Source organism: Pseudomonas sp. (genome assembly GCF_035512415.1).
Lineage (GTDB): Bacteria > Pseudomonadota > Gammaproteobacteria > Pseudomonadales > Pseudomonadaceae > Aquipseudomonas.
In genome coordinates this window covers 58230-75381 of sequence record NZ_DATKDZ010000004.1, presented here as the reverse complement: position 1 = coordinate 75381, position 17152 = coordinate 58230, and the positions used below count along the sequence as shown (strand labels likewise).

Genomic DNA, 17152 nt, shown 5'->3' with positions numbered 1-17152 from the left:
CTAGTTGTCGCCTTGGGATCAGGGCGCGACTTTAACATGGGGCGCGGCAACTTCCGGTTTAGCCGGGCTGGCTGCTGGTGCTTTTACCGATGCCTGCGCTGCGGCCCATTGCACCGCCAGGATGCTGCCCAGCACCGCAATCAGCCCCAGCAGCGCCACGCCAGTAATGCTCTGCCCCAGCAATGCCCAGCCCAGCAGCACCGCCACCAGGGGGCTAAGCAAGCCCAGAGAAGACACCGCCACCGGTGCCAGCCGGGCGATACCGCGAAACCACAGCACATAGGCCAGCAGTGCGCCGAACAGTGACAGGTAGGTGTAACCCAGCCACTGCATAAGGCTGAGTTGCGGCAACGGTGGGTCGATTAGCCAAGCCACCGGCAGCAGGAACAGACCGCCAATCAGCAACTGCCAGCCGGTAAAGGCCAGCAGCGGCACAGTCGGTCGCCAGCGCCGCGTCAGGTAAGTGCCGCTGGCCATGCAGGCGGTGCCGACAAAGGCGGCGGCAATCCCTATCGAGTCCCAGCTTGTACCCGGCGCGAGCAACAGGGCGGCCATCCCGGCGATACCTATCACGCTGGCGGCGACCGCAATAGACGCCGGCCGCTGACGATCCATCGACCACACCAGGCCCATCACCAGCAGCGGTTGAATCGCCCCGACCACCGCCGCCAAGCCGCCCGGCAAACGGTACGCGGCGACAAACAGCAGCGCCTGGAAGAAGCCGATATTCAGCGCCGCCAGCACCAGCAGGCGCGGCCATTCACTGCGCCGGGGCAGGTAGCGGCTGTACAGTACCAGCAGCAGGCCGGCGGGCAGGGCGCGCAGCAGTGCCGCGGTAAAGGGCCGGTCCGGCGGCAGGATCTCGGTGGTGACGATATAGGTCGAACCCCAGATGGCCGGTGCCAGCGCGGTGATCAGCACATCCAGCCAGGTGCTACGCGATGCTGAGCTGTTCATGCATTTGTCTCGCATTCAAGATAAAATGCGAGGCTAATAGCAACTTGTCTTGAGTTCAAGATAAATTTCCAGAGGTAAGCCAATGGCAGTCCAGCGACAGATGGATGCGGTCGATGCAATTCTTCAGCAGTGGCACCGCGAGCGGCCTGACCTGGATGTCAGCCCGATGGGCGTGATCGGCCGGCTTGGGCGCTGCGCATCGCTGCTGCGGCGCGAGCTGGACAAGCTGTTCAGCAGCTTTGGCCTGACGGCCTGGGAGTTCGATGTGCTGGCCACTTTGCGCCGCTCCGGCGAGCCTTACCGCCTGGCTCCGACTACCCTGTTCTCGACCCTGATGATCACCTCCGGCACCATGACCCGGCAGTTGCAGCAACTTGAAGCCTCTGGACTTGTCAGTCGTATAGCCAATCCCAGCGATGCGCGCAGCATGCTGGTGCAGCTGACCCCGGCCGGGCTGGAGCTGATTGACCGCGCGGTAACCGCGCATGTGGCCAACGAAGCGCGGCTGCTGGCCCCAATTGCCGCCACCGAGCTGGCGCAACTGGAGGCGCGGCTATCCGAGCTGCTGGCGGTGCTGGAACCGGCTGCCGAGTAATATTCAACAACCCCGCCGCAGGTCGGTGGGGACAAGAAGAGGTGAGTGATGAGCAACGAATTGGTGATCGAAGATATTCAGCTGGGTGACGGCAAGGAAGTGGTCAAAGGTGCGCTGATCACCACCCAGTACAACGGATTTCTCGAAGATGGCAGCAAGTTCGACTCCTCCTATGATCGCGGCAAGGCCTTCCAGTGCGTGATCGGCACCGGTCGGGTGATCAAGGGTTGGGATATCGGCATGATGGGCATGCGCGTCGGCGGCAAGCGCAAACTCTTCGTCCCCGCCCACCTGGGTTATGGCGACCGCGAGTTCGGTGCCCATATCAAGCCCAACTCCAACCTGATCTTCGAGATCGAGTTGCTGGAAGTGCTGACGCGCGACGACTGACCAGGCCGGGCGGGCCCCCGGGCCAGGCGATGGCGGGGAATAGCGCTAGTGCGCGCGGCCGGCAAACTTCTGAATCAGATGGGTCGAGCCGGATACGATCAGCAGGTCGCCCGGCAGGATCAGGGTGCTGGGCGTGGCGTGCTGGAAGTCCAGGTTGGCGCGCTTGAGCCCGACCACCGTGACGCCATATTTTTCCCGAATATTGGAGTCAGCCAGGGTGCTGTTGTGGCTCGGTAGCGGGGCGTGGATCTTGGCGATGGCAAAGCCGTCATCGAACTCGATAAAGTCCATCATCCGCCCGGTAATCAGGTGCGCGACCCGCTCCCCCATATCCGCCTCTGGGTAGACCACATGGTGCGCGCCAATCCGCTGGGCTATCTGCCCATGCTCGGCCGTCAGGGCCTTGACCCAGATATCCTTAATACCCAGTTCGGTCAGCGTCATGATGGTCATCAGGCTGGCGGCCAGGTCGGTGCCGATACCCACGATGGCGTGGGCAAAATCGGCAACGCCCAGTTGGCGCAAGACCATCAGGTTGGTGGAGTCGGCCTGGACCGCATGAGTCAGCAAATCGGCCCATTCATGCACGGGTTCGGCGCCGCGGTCGATGCCCATGACATCGTGACCCAGGCGCATCAGGGATTGGGCCACGGAGCTGCCGAAGCGGCCGAGGCCGATCACCACCACGCTATCGCCCTTGGAAAAGGCAAACTGCTCGGTAAACAGAAACTTAGCCAACAATTGGATGCTCCTCTGGGTAGCGGTAGGGCATGCGGTGCTCGCCCAGGGCCAGCGATGCCGCAAGGGTGATGGTGCCGACTCGGCCGATATACATCAGCAACGTCAGCATCAGCTGGCTCGATTCGGGAAGATCGGCAGTGATGCCGGTGGACAGACCGACCGTGCCAAAGGCCGAGATAACTTCGAAGATGACCTGGTCGGTGGGGAAGTCGGTTTCGCGCAGGATCACCAGGGTGCCCAGCACGATCATCGCGCTGCCCAGCACCAGCACGGTGATGGCCTGGCGCTGCGCCGAGGCACCGACTCGGCGGCCGAACGCCTCGCTGTCACTGTGGCCGCGTATCTCGGCGATGACCAGCAAGGCCAGGATGGCGACCGTGCCGACCTTGACGCCGCCTGCGGTACCCGCGCTGCCGCCGCCAACAAACATCAGAAAATAGTGCAGCGCCCAGCTCTCATGGGTCAGGGCAGCGATGTCGAGCGAGTTGAACCCGGCGGTACGCGCCGAAACTGAGGCAAAGGCTGCCGAGAGCACTTTATCGGCCAGCGGCATGGGGCCGAGGGTGGCCGCGTTGGACCACTCGAACAGCAGCAGGCTGAAAAAACCGCCCAGCAGCAGGATGGCCGTGCCCGCCAGGGTGAGCTTGGTATGCAGTGACCAGTGGCGAGGATCGCGCAAGCGGTTGCGCAGGTCATGCAGCACGGGGAAGCCGATACCGCCGATGACAATCGCCGTCATCACCGGCAGCAGGATCAGGGCATCGCTGGCATAGCGCATCAGGCTGTCGGGATGAATCGAGAAACCGGCGTTATTAAATGCCGATACCGCATGGAACAGGCCGCTCCACACCGCTTCAGCCCAGGGCAGGTCGTAGCTCAGGTGCAACCTGAGGGTCAGCACCAGGGCAATAAGCAACTCCATGGCAAAGGTCACCACCAGCACCAGCCGAGCCACGCTGGCAAGATCGCCCAGGCCCAGTGAGCGCGCCTCGAACTGGGCGATCATTTTGGTGCGTAGGCGAAAGGAGCGGTTGACCATCAGGCCGAGCAGGGTCGCCACCGTCATCATGCCGAAGCCGCCCAGCTGGAACAGCAGCAGGATCACCGCCTGGCCAAAGGGCGACCAGTAGGTGCCGGTGTCCACCACTACCAACCCGGTCACGCAAACGGCCGATACCGCGGTAAACCAGGCGGTTACCCAGGGCACCGGATTGCCTTCGGTGTGGGCTATCGGCAGCATCAGCAAGGCGCTGCCGAGCAGTATCACCACCAGAAACACCAGCGCTACCGCCCGGGCGGGATGAAGGCGGCTTTTCATTTGACGGTCGCCAGTAACGGGCGAGGACTTGCGTGCATGCGGAGGCTTCTCGAGGTGGTTCGGCTGGCGCTGTTGCCGCTGTTTTTCCGTCTAGGTCGGGGCCGCGGGCGCTTGCCGGGGGCTGGTTTCGATGGCCGATGCTACTCCCGATTCAAGCCAGCCCGCTGTTGCTGGGCGGGTTGTACGGTGAAAATTTACGGTTTTTTTACGCCCCTTCGAGCCAGGCGTATCGAACCTTTACGCCTGGCTCCGGGAAAATGTCTGCGTACTGCAATCTGCTGGCGCTCAGGCGTATGCAGGCCGACAATTCGCCATCGATAAACACCGAGTCAGTTGCATGAGTGATGCCCCGCGCCCCGCCGCCCCGCTGGATGACCTGCCCCGGACTGGGCGCGGCCGGCTGAAGGTCTTCCTCGGAGCCGCCGCCGGTGTCGGCAAGACCTACGCCATGCTGCAGGCGGCGCATGCGCTGCTGCGCCAGGGCGTCGACCTGCGCGTCGGGGTGGTGGCCACTCACTGCCGTGGCGAAACCGAGGCCCTGCTCGCCGGCCTGCCGCAGCAACCCTTGTTGCGTGCGCAGCAGCGGGGTGTGGCCAGCGAGGCGATGGACCTCGACGGCATCCTGGCCAATCCGCCCAGGCTGGTACTGGTTGACGAGCTGGCCCACAGCAACGCCCCCGGCAGCCGCCACAGCAAACGCTGGCAGGATGTGCAGGAACTGCTCGCCGCTGGCATCGACGTCTACAGCACGGTCAACGTGCAGCATCTGGAGAGCCTGAATGACCGGGTGCGCGATATTACCGGCGTGCAGGTGGCGGAAACCGTCCCGGACTGGGTACTGCAGGAAGCCGATGAAATCCTCCTGATCGATCTACCGCCGCGGGAGCTGCTCGAACGCCTGCGTGAGGGCAAGGTCCAGGTGCCGGAGCAGGCGCGCGCGGCCATCGACGCCTTCTTCAGCCAGACCAACCTGACCGCCCTGCGCGAACTGGCGATGCAGACTGCCGCCGCTCGGGTCGATGCCGACCTGCATCAGCGCTATCGTCTGCAGGGCCGCGCCGCCCCGGCGGTGCGTGGTCGCTTGCTGGTCGGGATAGACGGCGATGGGCAGGCTGAGCGCCTGGTGCGGCATGCTTGCCAGGTGGCCGAGCGCCGGCACTTGCCCTGGTCCGTGGTGCATGTGGCGACCGGCGGCAAACGCGACGAGACGAGCCTCGGCTATCTGCAAGCCGCCCAGCAACTGACCGAGCGCCTCGGTGGCGAAGTGGTCGACCTGCGCGGCGAGGCGGTGGCGCGCACCCTGATCGAACATGCCGGCGAGCGCCGCGCCAGCCTGATTCTGGTGGGCCGCAGCCGCCAGCGCGTGCGTCGGCGCTGGCTTGGCCGCGGCCTGGCCGAGCGTTTGCTCGCCCAGGGCCAGGGCCTGGAAATCAGCGTCCTCGACACCGAAGCCGATCGCGCTCCTGCGCGCCACCGCAGCCGCCCGCCGCTGGCCTGGCAGGATTACCTGCTGGCCCCCTTGGCCACCCTGCTGGCGGGAGGGGTCGCGCTGGGCCTGTCGCGGGTGCTTGAGCTGCCGAATATTTCCCTGATCTTTCTCGCCGCCGTGCTGGTGGTGGCGGTGCGCAGCAGCCTGGGCCCGGCACTGGCCTGCGCCGGCTTGTCCTTTCTGGCCTACAACTTTCTGTTTATCCCACCAACCCTGACCCTGAGCATCGCGCGTCAGGAGGATGTGCTCAACCTGCTGTTCTTCCTGCTGGTGGCCGGGCTCACGGGTAACCTGGCCAGCCGTCAGCGCCGCCAGCTGCAGGCCCTGCGCCAGACCCAGGCGGAAACCACGGCGCTGCTGGAACTGTCGCGCAAGCTCACCGCCGCCACCGACCGTCAGGCCGTGCTGGCGGCGGCCATGCAGCAGTTCGCGCTCTGGCGTGAGGTGGATATCAGCCTGCTGGGTCGCAGTCATGACGGCGAATGGAAAGTCGAAGCCGGTTTGCAGCGGCCTCTTGCCGAACAGGAGCGCGCCGCCGCCGACTGGGCCTGGCAGCATGAACAACCCGCGGGCCTGGGCAGCGCCACCTTGCCCGCCGGGCGCTGGTGGTGGTGGCCCCTGGTGGGCGAAGACGGCCCGCTGGCCCTGCTCGGCGTCAGCCCCCGGCATGGCAGTGCGCTGGCCCCGGAGCAGCGCCGGCTGATTGCCGCCCTTGGCCAGCCGTTGGCCCAGGCCCTGGCGCGGGCGCAACTGGCCACCGACCTGGAGGCCGCGCGCCTGCACGGCCAGACCGAGGAATTGCGCAGCGCGCTGCTGGCCTCGGTGTCCCATGATTTGCGTACGCCCCTGACCGCCATGCGCGGCTCCATCGACAGCCTGCTGGCGCTCGGCGAACAGATCCCCCTGGAGGATCGTCGCGAGCTGCTGGAAGGCACGCGCGATGAGGCTGAGCGCCTGGATCGCTATATCCAGAACCTGCTGGACATGACCCGCCTGGGCCATGGCAGCCTCAAGCTGGAGCGCGACTGGGTGGCCCCGGCGGATATCGTCGCCGGCGCGGTGCAACGCCTGCGTCCGGTGCTGGCACCTTTGCAGGTCGAGATTCAGGTGCCGGCCGAGCTGCCGTTGCTCTACGCTCATGCCGCGTTGATCGAGCAGGCCCTGGTCAATGTGCTGGAAAATGCCGCGCGCTTTTCGCCGCCCCAGGGGCGTTTACGCATTGGCGTGGAGGCGGACGAGGCCGAGCTGCGCCTTGTCGTCAGCGATCAGGGGCCGGGGATTCCCGAGCATGAACGCAAGAAAATCTTCGACATGTTCTATACCGCCGCACGCGGCGACCGGGGCGGGCAAGGCACTGGTTTGGGCCTGGCGATCTGCCAGGGCATGGTGGGCGCGCACGGCGGGCGGGTCAGTGTCGGCGCGGGCCTGGATGGCCAGGGTGCCAGCCTGACCCTGCATCTACCGCTGCATCCACAGCCCCTGATGGAAGAGGAATCGGCATGAGCAGCGTGCAGCCCTGCGTTCTGGTTATCGATGATGAAGCGCAGATCCGCAAGTTCCTGCGCATCAGCCTCAGCGCCCAGGGCTACCGGGTGCTTGAGGGTGGCAATGGTCGTGATGGCCTGGCACAGGCGGCGCTGGGCAAGCCGGATCTGGTGGTGCTCGATCTGGGCTTGCCGGATATGGACGGCCAGGCGGTATTGCGCGAGTTGCGAGCCTGGTCACAGGTGCCGGTCATGGTGCTGTCGGTACGCGCCAGCGAGAGCGAGAAGGTGCTGGCGCTGGATGGCGGAGCCAACGACTACGTCACCAAGCCTTTTGGTATTCAGGAGTTTCTCGCCCGGGTTCGTGCCCTGTTGCGCCAGGCCGCTGGCGGTAGCCAGCAGGAGGCCGTGGTGAGCAGCGGGGCGCTTTCGCTCGACTTCGCCTACCGGCGGGTCAGCCTGGCCGGCACCGAGGTGGCGCTGACGCCCAAGGAATATGCCGTGCTAGCCATGCTCGCCCGCCATCTCGGCCGGGTGGTGACCCAGCAGCAACTGCTCAAGGATATCTGGGGCCCCAGCCATGCCGATGACAGCCACTACCTGCGCGTCGTGGTCGGCCATCTACGGCAGAAGCTAGGCGATGACCCCACCGCTCCGCAATTTATCGTCACCGAGGCCGGGGTTGGTTATCGATTGCTGGATTTGTAAGGGGCGAGTCTGGCTTCAAGCTGATCTTCGAGATCGGGCGGCTGGAAGTGCTGACGCGGGATGATTAGGTCGTAGGGCTGCTCTCGGCCAAATAGCTTCCGTTCACTACTGTCAGCTTTCGAAGAAGGCTGGCGTCCCACTACACTGCTCACTCACGCTACGGAGATAAATCTATACCTAAGGCTTCTTAAAGCATTGCCGCGCACGTTCAGCTTCTACCCTGATCGCGCATTCGGTTGCATGGTCGTTAAAAAGTCCCATGGCCTGCATGAACGCATAAACAGTCGTAGGCCCCACGAACTTCCAGCCTCGCCTCTTCAGCTCCTTGGATAGCGCCACCGACTCGGCAGAAGACGAGGCGCTCTGTGGTTCAATCGAGCCTGCATTCTTAGGTTCGTGGTGCCAAAAGAACGAGGCTAATGATCCTTCCGCTTCAACGAGGTCACAGGCGCGGCGCGCATTGTTGATAACAGCCTCAATCTTGCCGCGATGGCGGACGATGCCGGGATCTTGCAGTAGCCGCTCTACATCGCTGTCGTCGAACTGGGAAACCCGCTGGAAATCGAAGCCATGGAATGCTGCGCGGAAGTTTTCGCGTTTGGCCAGGATCGTGCGCCAGCTGAGGCCCGACTGGAATGCCTCAAGGCTGATCTTCTCGAACAGGCGCATGTCGTCGGCAACAGGAAAGCCCCATTCCGTGTCGTGATACTGGAGGAACTCCGGTGCTGCCGCGCACCAGCGGCAGCGATGTAAGCCATCGGAGCCAATGATCGTCCTGTTCATGCTTCAGCTACCCATATCCGACAGCAAGAACTCCAAGCGTATATCCGCCTTCGATGGGGTCACTGCCACGATTTCTGCTTGCACTACATCTTCAGCTACGAATGGGTCGCTACTGACCCGCTTCTCAAGCTGGGCTAGCGTAATTCCGCTCGCCAGAATCATCCCTCCAGCCTGCGGCTGGAGGCTGCCGGCCAAGAGGAAAATGCCATCGTCGAATCCGCGTTTTAGCCAATCCTTGTGAGCCTGTATTAGCTGACCTGCCTTATCACGCTCAGCTGAAAATCTTAGGAATACGATGAACATAAGCGGCCCTCCCTAAAGTGATCATCCGATCTTGGTAATTGCCTCGTTAGCGATGCCATCAAGCCATGCGCACATGCGCTCGGCCTCCCGCTCAACAAAGAGCTCGTCTTGAAATGCATGGGCAAGCAATGCAATGCCCTGACTGAACGCCAGCACGTGCATCGCTAGCGAATCGGCGTCCGCCTCATGCCCGAGCCGAGCGAATTGCTGGCACAGCCAAGTGCGAAACAGGGCAAACAGCTGGTTGGATTGCGGCTGCGCGGGATGGCCAATCTTTGCCAACTCGCTACATAGCGTGCCAACTGGGCAGCCATGGCGGATTATCTGCGCCCGATTCGTGATGACGATAAGGATGAAGCTCTTGATGCGCTCGGAGGGAGAGCTGCTCTGGCCCTCCCATGCCTGAAGCATCTCTGATGTGCTCGTCATGCGCTTCCCGATGACGGCATCTAGAATCTCGTCCTTGCTCTTGAAGTGGTAGTAAAAGTTGCCACGAGAGATGCCCACAGCATCGGCGATGTCGGCGAAGGAAGTGTGTTCATAGCCCCGTTCATAGAACAGTTTGTCTGCCTCGGAAACAATGCACGCGCGGGTAGTCATGTCAGCCATCCAGGTGTGCCTATCGCCCTGATCGTTGGATTAGGACGGTTGACCTAATCGGTGGTCCTAATCGTAGGACGACCATCCTAATCGGTCAAGGTGAGAAGAGCATCTGCCGGTTAGCCATGCCGCTTTTTGCCGACGTCAGGTGGTGACCAACGGTTGAACGGGTCGAAAGAAACCCGCTGCCTGCACTATGTCTAAAAACAACAAACCCGGCACAAGGCCGGGTTTGCGGGGTAACGGTGTAGCGCTTACTTGATTTCGACCGCCAGGCTGTCGTGGATCTTTTTGTTCCAGATCGCTGGACCGGTGATATGCACCGACTCGCCCTTGGTGTCGACGGCTACGGTGACTGGCATGTCTTTTACGTCGAACTCGTAGATAGCTTCCATACCCAGTTCGGCGAAGGCCACTACGCGCGACTTCTTGATCGCCTGGGCGACCAGGTAGGCGGCGCCGCCGACGGCCATCAGGTACACGGCTTTGTTGTCCTTGATCGCTTCGATGGCAATCGGGCCGCGTTCGGATTTGCCGATCATGCCGAGCAGGCCAGTGCTTTCGAGGATCTGCCGGGTGAACTTGTCCATCCGCGTGGCGGTGGTCGGGCCGGCTGGGCCTACCACTTCTTCGCGCACCGGATCGACCGGGCCGACGTAATAGATAAAGCGGCCCTTGAGGTCCACCGGCAGCTCTTCACCTTTGTTCAGCATATCGACCATGCGCTTGTGCGCGGCGTCGCGGCCGGTGAGCATCTTGCCGTTGAGCAGCACGGTTTCGCCCGGCTTCCAGCTCTGCACATCTTCCGGGGTGATGGTGTCGAGATCGACGCGGCGTGCGCTCGGGCCCGCTTCCCAGACGATTTCCGGGTAAGCGGACAGGTCCGGCGCTTCCAGCTCGGCCGGGCCAGTGCCGTCGAGCACGAAGTGGGCGTGACGGGTAGCGGCGCAGTTGGGGATCATGCACACCGGCAGTGAAGCGGCGTGGGTCGGGTAATCCATGATCTTGACGTCGAGCACGGTGGTCAGGCCGCCCAGACCCTGGGCACCGATGCCCAGCTGGTTGACCTTCTCGAACAGTTCCAGGCGCAGTTCTTCGATACGGTTCGAAGGGCCGCGGGCCTGCAGTTCGTGGATGTCGATGTGCTCCATCAGCACTTCCTTGGCCATTACCGCGGCCTTCTCGGCGGTGCCGCCGATGCCGATGCCGAGCATGCCTGGTGGACACCAGCCAGCGCCCATTTCCGGCACGGTCTTGAGTACCCAGTCAACGATCGAGTCGGACGGGTTGAGCATGGCCATCTTCGATTTGTTCTCGGAGCCGCCGCCTTTGGCTGCGACGTCCACTTCCACCTTATCGCCAGGGACGATGGAGTAGTGGATTACGGCCGGGGTGTTGTCCTTGGTGTTCTTACGCGCGCCGGCCGGGTCGGCCAGGATCGAGGCACGCAGGACGTTTTCCGGCAGGTTGTAGGCGCGGCGTACGCCTTCGTTGATCATGTCGTCGACGCTCATGGTCGCGCCGGTCCAGCGCACGTCCATGCCGACGCGGATAAATACGGTGACGATGCCGGTGTCCTGGCAAATCGGCCGATGACCGGTGGCGCACATGCGCGAGTTGATCAGGATCTGCGCCATGGAGTCCTTGGCCGCTGGCGATTCTTCGCGCAGGTAGGCCTCATGCATGGCCTGGATAAAATCCACGGGATGGTAATAGGAGATGAACTGCAGGGCGTCGGCGACGCTCTGGATCAGGTCGTCTTGCTTGATCACGGTCATGCTGGGCGCTCCTTTTTGTAGGGGGAGGAGTAGGGCAGGGACTTTGCGCGGCGCTGGGTCATGGCCTAGCGCTGGTTTTCAAGGTGCTTTCAAGGCGCTCTGGAGATGCACTTAAAGTGCTCTCAAGGTGCTCTTAAAGTGCTCTTAAAGTAAAACAGCGAGCTTAAAAAAGGCGCGGCAGTATAACGTGCGTCAGCCGATGCGGACAGCCGCCAGGCCCCGACCTTGGTCGCTGATCGCCCACTGGCGCTGCGCGTCGAGCCAGAAGCGACGGGGCCTGCAGGGTCTACATCGGGCCTTTGCAACCTTGCGTCAATAGAGCCTAGGCATTCCCTGAGCACGCGGGTAGAGTGGCGGCTAGATGCCAGTATGGGACGGAGCCCGTGAGCCTAATCAGCCAAAGGGTCACTCAGCGAACGTTACAACATCTGCTGCTGAAGCGTTTCGGCATGGCAGCGGCGAGCTATGCCCTGACTGCGCTGTTGTGCGGGGTGGCCTTTGTCAATGGCCTGTTCCAGGCCTCCCTGGGCAGCACCCTGTTGCTGCTGGCGCTGGCCGTGGTCAGCCAGCTGGTGTTTCTCGGCCTGTTCCTTACCCGGCAGAATCTGCGTTTTGCCGACCCCAGTTTGACCGAGCCGCAGGTCCTCCTTGCGCTGGCCTGGCTGACCCTGTTGCTGGGGCTGTTCAGCGACGGGCGCGGCAGCATGCTGGTGATCTATATGCTCATCCTGCTGTTCGGCGTGTTCCAGCTGCCGCCCAGGGTGTTCGCCCGTTGCGCGCTGTTCGCCTTCTTCGGCTTTGCCGGCCTGAACCTCTACGAAGCCTTCAACTATCAATTGGCCGAGCCGCGGGTGGCGATTCTCCAGGTGAGCGTGCTGGCCGCCGTGCTGTTGTGGCTGAGCCTGTTTGCCAGCTATGCCCAGGCCATGCGTCAGCGTATGCGCCAGCGGCGCTTTGCCCTGCAGGCGCACCAGGACACCCTGCGCGGCATGATGCGCCAGCTGGAAGAGCTGGCCGCCACCGACGAGTTGACCGGCCTGTGCAACCGCCGGCACTTTCTGCGCCTGGCCGGACACGAGCTGCACGGGCTGAGCCGCGACCGTCAGCATGGCCTGGCCCTGCTCGATCTGGATCACTTCAAGCGGATCAACGATGTGTACGGGCATGCCGCCGGTGACCGGGTGCTGCAGACCTTTGCCGCGGTGGCGCGGGCCTGCCTGCGCGAAGGTGACGTGATCGCCCGCTACGGCGGCGAAGAATTTGTGCTGCTGTTGCCCAATACCGACGCCGACCAGTTCACCGCCTGTTGCGAGCGTTTGCGTGAAGCCTTCAGCCGTGCTGAGCCGTTAGGGGTTAAGGTAGTCAGCCTGAGTGTTTCCATAGGTATGACCTTGCTGAACCAGCACGACGATCTCGAAGAGGCGCTGCAACGCGCCGACCTTGCCCTGTACCAGGCCAAGCGCGACGGCCGTAACCGTTGCGCCGCGACCTGGGAGGATGCCGATGCCTGATTTGCGGGTCGCCGAGCGGTGCCTGCAGGTCGAGGTAGCCCGTAACCTGCTGGATGCCTTGCTCGATGGCGGGGTCGCTGTGCCCTACAGCTGTCGGGCCGGCAGCTGCCATGCCTGCCTGGTGCGTTGCGTGCGTGGCGAGCCCCTGGATGCCAAGCCCGAGGCCCTCGATCAGGCCAGCCGCGAGCAGGGCTGGCGGCTGGCCTGCCAGTGCCGGATTGTCGATGATCTGGCGGTCGAGGTGTTCGACCCGCAGCGCGATGGCCGGCCTGCCCGGATTGCCGCGTGCGACTGGCTGAGCCCGACGGTGCTGCGCCTGCGCCTGGCTCCGCAGCAACCACTGCGTTATCGCGCTGGCCAGCACCTGGTGCTATGGACGGAGAGCGGTATTGCCCGGCCCTATTCGCTGGCCAGCCTGCCGGCGGAAGACCCCTGGCTGGAGTTCCATCTGGACTGCCGGCTGAGCGGGGCCTTTAGCGACGCCGCCCGGCATTTTCAGCCAGGCGATGCCGTGCGTCTGGGCGAGTTGCGCGGCGGGGCCCTGCACTACGACGCCGACTGGCAACATCGCCCGCTCTGGCTGATGGCCGCCGGCACCGGCCTGGCCCCGCTCTACGGGGTATTGCGCGAAGCCTTGCGCCAGGATCATCAGGGCACTATCCGGGTTCTGCACCTGGCCCATGAGGCTGGCGAGCATTACCTGGCCGACAGCCTGGGCGAACTGGCTGCCAGCCATCCCCAGGTGCAGGTCGAACTGATTGCGGCGGCCGACTTGGCGGCTGCTTTGGCCGAACTGCGCCTTGTTTCACGACAAACCATCGCCTTACTCTGCGGCCACCCGACGAGCGTCGAAGCCTTTGCACGCCGCCTTTATCTGGCGGGTCTACCGCGCAACCAGGTCTTCGCCGACGTTTTTCTGCCCCACGCCCGCTGATGGCGGCGTGGCGGCTCTGCGAGGATAGACGATGAGCGAGCATCTACTGGTTGAGCGCGAGCAGGGCTTGCTGACCCTGCGCATGCACCGCCCGGACAAGAAGAATGCCCTGACCCGCGCCATGTACAGCGGCATGGCCGAAGTGCTGGTGCAGGCCGATCAGGATAAAAGCGTACGCGCCGTGCTGATCACCGGTGGCGAAAGCTGCTTTACCAGCGGCAATGATGTGGCCGACTTTATCAAGGCACCGCCCACCGGACTGAACAGCGAAGTGTTCCAGTTTATGCAGGCGCTGTTCGAGTTCAGCAAGCCGGTGGTGGCTGCTGTCAACGGCCCGGCGGTGGGCATTGGCACGACCCTGCTGCTGCACTGCGATCTGGTTTATGTCAGCAGCGATGCGACCCTGAAGATGCCCTTCGTCAATCTTGGCCTGTGCCCCGAATACGGCTCCAGCCTGATTTTGCCGCGTCTGCTCGGCCACGCCCGCGCGGCCGAACTGTTGCTGCTCGGGCAAAGTTTTACCGGCGAGCAGGCCGCCACCTGGGGCATCGCCAATCAGGTCCTGGAGAGCGGTGCAGCAACCTTGGCCAAGGCCCGGGAAATGGCCCTGCGCTTTCAACAGCTCGCCCCCGCAGCGGTGGCGGACAGCAAACGCCTGATGCGCGCGCCGGGGCGTGAGGAGCTGCGCCGGGTGATCGAGGAGGAGGGGGCGCTATTCGGCCAACGCCTGCGTTCGCCGGAAGCCATCGAAGCGCTGACCGCCTTTATGCAGCGGCGCACGCCGGATTTCAGCAAGTTCGCGTAGTGCGTAGGATGGGTGCTAACCCATCAATTGGTCGATGGGTTAGCACCTAGGCGGCCCCACCCATCCTACGCCTGCAACGCATTATTGCGCCCAGGCATGGTGAAACAGAGCCAACAAAAAGGCCGCTCAATTGAGCGGCCTTTGTGCATCTGGCGTTTGGCGTTAATTACACCAGCGCTTCGCCTACATGCAAAAGCTTCATGGTGTTGGTGCCGCCGATGGTGTGGTAGCTGTCGCCCTTGGTCAGGATCACCCAGTCGCCGGCCTGTACCACGCCGCGCTTGAGCAGCTCGTCCACCGCCGCCTGGCTGACTTCGCTGGGCTGCAGCGCCGCTGGGTCGAAGGGCACGGTGTAGACGCCGCGGAACATGGCCGCACGGGCCTGGGTTTCGCGGTGCGGGGAGAAGGCGAAGATCGGCACCGAAGAACGGATGCGCGACATGATCAGCGGGGTGTAGCCACTTTCGGTGAGGGCGATGATCGCCTTGACGCCGGGGAAGTGGTTGGCGGTGTACATGGCCGCTAGGGCGATGCTTTCGTCGCAGCGCTCGAACTCGGTGCCCATGCGGTGGCTGGACTTCTTGCTGGTCGGGTGCTTTTCCGCGCCCAGGCAGATGCGCGCCATGGCTTGCACCGCTTCCAGTGGGTAGGCACCGGCGGCGCTTTCCGCTGAGAGCATCACCGCATCAGTGTAGTCGAGCACGGCGTTGGCTACGTCGGAAACTTCGGCGCGGGTCGGCATCGGGTTCTGGATCATCGACTCCATCATCTGCGTGGCCGTGATCACCGCCTTGTTGTGACGGCGCGCGTGCAGAATAATTTTCTTCTGGATGCCGCACAGCTCGGCGTCGCCGATTTCCACGCCCAGATCGCCACGGGCCACCATCACTGCGTCACTGGCGCGGATCAGGCCGTCGAGGGTTTCGTCGTCGGCTACGGCTTCGGCGCGTTCGATCTTGGCCACCAGCCAGGCGGTGCCGCCGGACTCGTCGCGCAGTTTACGCGCGTACTCCATATCCGAAGCGTCGCGCGGGAAGGATACGGCCAGGTAATCCAGCTCCATCTCGGCGGCCAGTTTGATATCGGCTTTGTCTTTTTCGGTCAGGGCCGGGGCAGTCAGGCCGCCACCGCGGCGGTTGATGCCTTTATGGTCGGACAGCGGGCCGCCAATCAGCACGACGCAATGCAGGGCGTCGCCGGTGGCGCTTTCAACGCGCATGACCACGCGACCGTCGTCGAGCAGCAACTCGTCACCGACGCCGCAGTCCTTGACCAGATCCGGATAGTCGATGCCGACGATTGTCTGGGTGCCGGCCGTCAGCGGGTGGCTGGTGGAGAAGGTGAAGTGGTCGCCGACCTTCAGTTCGATGCGTTTGTCGGCGAATTTGGCGATGCGAATCTTCGGACCTTGCAGGTCGCCGAGCAGGGCAACATGGCGGCCATGCTTGGCGGCGAGGTCGCGTACCAGTTTGGCGCGCGCCTTGTGCTCGTCAGGGGTGCCATGGGAGAAGTTCAGGCGGGCCACATCGAGGCCGGCGAGAATCAGTTGCTCGAGGACTTCGGGCGAGTTGCTAGCCGGGCCGAGGGTAGCGACGATTTTGGTGCGGCGAATGGTCATGCACTGACTCCTGAGTTGCGAATGAGCACGAGGCTACTATGGCGCAACTCTGTAGTCATTGTTCCTCTGCACTACCTCGGCAACTGGTTTTTTGTGCGGGTAAGTAGTCGGTGTTGTAGGCAGCGGGGTGGGTGCCAGTGCCTACCCGCGTAAGCCGCGGCTTTTGGCAAAGCCCTTGGTCTGGGGTGGCATTGCTCAGCAATGCGCAGATTGCTCGGTGCGCACAGCGCACCCTACTGGATCGGGTTGCTGCGCATTTATGCGCCGGCCTCTTGGGTGTTCTACAGCGTGCCGCGGTTTAGCGCCTGATCCAGGTGGCGGGCGGCCTTGATGTTCAGTTCGCTCTGCGGGTACTGCACCAGCAGCCGGCGCAGGTAGGTGATGGCCTTGTCGCGGCTGGCGTTGGGGTTGTCAGGAGCCAGGAACATCAGGGCGAGCTGGTAGAGGGCTTTTTCCTTGATATCGGCAGGGATGCCGGCGTCGCTCAAGGCCAGGAGATAGAGCTCCTCGGCTTCGTCGACGCGGTTCTTCAATACGGCGCGGCGCGACAGCAGGGTCATGTCCGGGTCGAGACTGGGCTTGTACAGATCGAGTTGCTGGTTGGGTTTCCAGTGGGCGAGCAGTTCGCGTGAAGTCTTTTGCACCGGTTCATTGGCGCGTTGGCGGATCATCACGATGCGCGCCTCGGCCCGTTCGGCCGCGCGGCTGGCGGGGAATTCGTTAAGTATCTGGGAGAAGTAGTTGAGGGCCTTGTTGTCATCACGCTGTTCGTTAAAGCGGTTCATATAGAGCAGGCCGCTCTGGTACAGGCTGATGGCGCGGACTTCGGTGCTGAGATTCTCGTCGTGGTAGCCGGTCAGGTAGAGTTGTTCGGCCTTTTCGCTTTTGCTATCGCGGATGGCCTGGGCGCTGTAGGTCAACAGGTCGCCTTCCTCTTCGATGGCGGCGAGCATGCGGTTATTCTTCAGGGTCTTGTATTCCACCACTTCATGGGTGGCCACCTGGGCGATAAACAGCGGGGTGGTGGGGGAGCAGGCGCTGAGCAGGCCGAGACAGACCAAGGGTAGCAGGCGGTGAACGATGGGCATGACAACTCCAGGGCGAATAGCCGGGTCGCGATAGTCTAGCCAGGCGCGGG

Annotated in this window: 16 protein-coding genes; 7 read left to right on the top strand and 9 right to left on the bottom strand. The window is 63.3% G+C overall.

The features are described 5' to 3' along the window. Positions 1–18 precede the first annotated feature (18 nt). The gene (locus VMP31_RS01140) at positions 19–957 is read right to left on the bottom strand and encodes a DMT family transporter (RefSeq protein WP_325503222.1); all 939 of its coding nucleotides are present in this window, start codon (positions 955–957) and stop codon (positions 19–21) included. A gap of 82 nt (positions 958–1039) precedes the next feature. On the opposite strand from VMP31_RS01140, the gene VMP31_RS01135 reads away from it, so the two are divergent. After that, positions 1040–1552, top strand: a complete 513-nt coding sequence (locus tag VMP31_RS01135) for a MarR family transcriptional regulator (protein ID WP_325503220.1) — start codon at positions 1040–1042, stop codon at positions 1550–1552. Positions 1553–1600: 48 nt separating this feature from the next. Next, positions 1601–1942: an FKBP-type peptidyl-prolyl cis-trans isomerase gene (locus VMP31_RS01130; RefSeq protein WP_325503218.1), complete on the top strand. Its 342-nt coding sequence runs from the start codon at positions 1601–1603 to the stop codon at positions 1940–1942. Between the two features lie 45 nt (positions 1943–1987). On the opposite strand, the gene VMP31_RS01125 is transcribed toward VMP31_RS01130, so the two are convergent. Together VMP31_RS01125 and VMP31_RS01120 are read right to left on the bottom strand one after the other, a co-directional pair. After that, positions 1988–2683 (bottom strand): TrkA family potassium uptake protein, encoded by a 696-nt coding sequence (locus tag VMP31_RS01125; RefSeq protein ID WP_325503216.1) that lies wholly within the window; start codon positions 2681–2683, stop codon positions 1988–1990. Then, on the bottom strand, positions 2673–4001 hold the full coding sequence (locus tag VMP31_RS01120) for a TrkH family potassium uptake protein (RefSeq protein WP_325503214.1): 1329 nt from the start codon (positions 3999–4001) through the stop codon (positions 2673–2675). The genes VMP31_RS01125 and VMP31_RS01120 overlap by 11 nt, the downstream gene beginning before the upstream one ends. 337 nt (positions 4002–4338) lie before the next feature. On the opposite strand from VMP31_RS01120, the gene VMP31_RS01115 reads away from it, so the two are divergent. Both VMP31_RS01115 and VMP31_RS01110 read left to right on the top strand, forming a co-directional pair. Beyond that, positions 4339–6993, top strand: a complete 2655-nt coding sequence (locus VMP31_RS01115; RefSeq protein ID WP_325503212.1) for a sensor histidine kinase KdpD — start codon at positions 4339–4341, stop codon at positions 6991–6993. Beyond that, entirely contained in the window at positions 6990–7682 is a 693-nt protein-coding gene (locus VMP31_RS01110; RefSeq protein ID WP_325503211.1) for a response regulator, read from the top strand. The genes VMP31_RS01115 and VMP31_RS01110 overlap by 4 nt, the downstream gene beginning before the upstream one ends. Before the next feature lie 177 nt (positions 7683–7859). Here VMP31_RS01110 and VMP31_RS01105 read toward each other — a convergent pair whose 3' ends face one another. From VMP31_RS01105 to VMP31_RS01090, 4 genes are all read right to left on the bottom strand, one after another. Beyond that, positions 7860–8465, bottom strand: a complete 606-nt coding sequence (locus tag VMP31_RS01105) for a DNA-3-methyladenine glycosylase I (RefSeq protein WP_325503209.1) — start codon at positions 8463–8465, stop codon at positions 7860–7862. Positions 8466–8468: 3 nt separating this feature from the next. Continuing rightward, positions 8469–8768, bottom strand: a complete 300-nt coding sequence (locus tag VMP31_RS01100) for a hypothetical protein (RefSeq protein WP_325503207.1) — start codon at positions 8766–8768, stop codon at positions 8469–8471. A gap of 21 nt (positions 8769–8789) precedes the next feature. Next, the gene (locus tag VMP31_RS01095; protein ID WP_325503205.1) at positions 8790–9368 is read right to left on the bottom strand and encodes a TetR/AcrR family transcriptional regulator; all 579 of its coding nucleotides are present in this window, start codon (positions 9366–9368) and stop codon (positions 8790–8792) included. 254 nt (positions 9369–9622) lie between these two features. After that, positions 9623–11146 carry a fumarate hydratase gene (locus VMP31_RS01090; RefSeq protein WP_325503203.1) on the bottom strand — a complete coding sequence of 508 codons (1524 nt, stop codon included), beginning with the start codon at positions 11144–11146 and terminating at the stop codon, positions 9623–9625. 383 nt (positions 11147–11529) lie between these two features. On the opposite strand from VMP31_RS01090, the gene VMP31_RS01085 reads away from it, so the two are divergent. From VMP31_RS01085 to VMP31_RS01075, 3 genes are read left to right on the top strand one after another with little or no spacing between them, the layout of a single operon-like run. Next, positions 11530–12657 carry a GGDEF domain-containing protein gene (locus tag VMP31_RS01085; protein WP_325503201.1) on the top strand — a complete coding sequence of 376 codons (1128 nt, stop codon included), beginning with the start codon at positions 11530–11532 and terminating at the stop codon, positions 12655–12657. Then, complete coding sequence (locus tag VMP31_RS01080) at positions 12650–13591, top strand: iron-sulfur-binding ferredoxin reductase (RefSeq protein WP_325503199.1); 942 nt, start codon at positions 12650–12652, stop codon at positions 13589–13591. Before VMP31_RS01085 ends, VMP31_RS01080 begins: the two co-directional genes overlap by 8 nt. A 31-nt stretch (positions 13592–13622) precedes the next feature. Further along, the gene (locus VMP31_RS01075) at positions 13623–14396 is read left to right on the top strand and encodes an enoyl-CoA hydratase (RefSeq protein ID WP_325503197.1); all 774 of its coding nucleotides are present in this window, start codon (positions 13623–13625) and stop codon (positions 14394–14396) included. Between the two features lie 166 nt (positions 14397–14562). Here VMP31_RS01075 and pyk read toward each other — a convergent pair whose 3' ends face one another. Next, positions 14563–16014 carry a pyruvate kinase gene (gene pyk, locus VMP31_RS01070; protein ID WP_325503195.1) on the bottom strand — a complete coding sequence of 484 codons (1452 nt, stop codon included), beginning with the start codon at positions 16012–16014 and terminating at the stop codon, positions 14563–14565. Between the two features lie 281 nt (positions 16015–16295). Continuing rightward, positions 16296–17102, bottom strand: coding sequence for a tetratricopeptide repeat protein (locus VMP31_RS01065; RefSeq protein ID WP_325503193.1), 807 nt, complete (start codon positions 17100–17102; stop codon positions 16296–16298). Positions 17103–17152 lie beyond the last annotated feature (50 nt).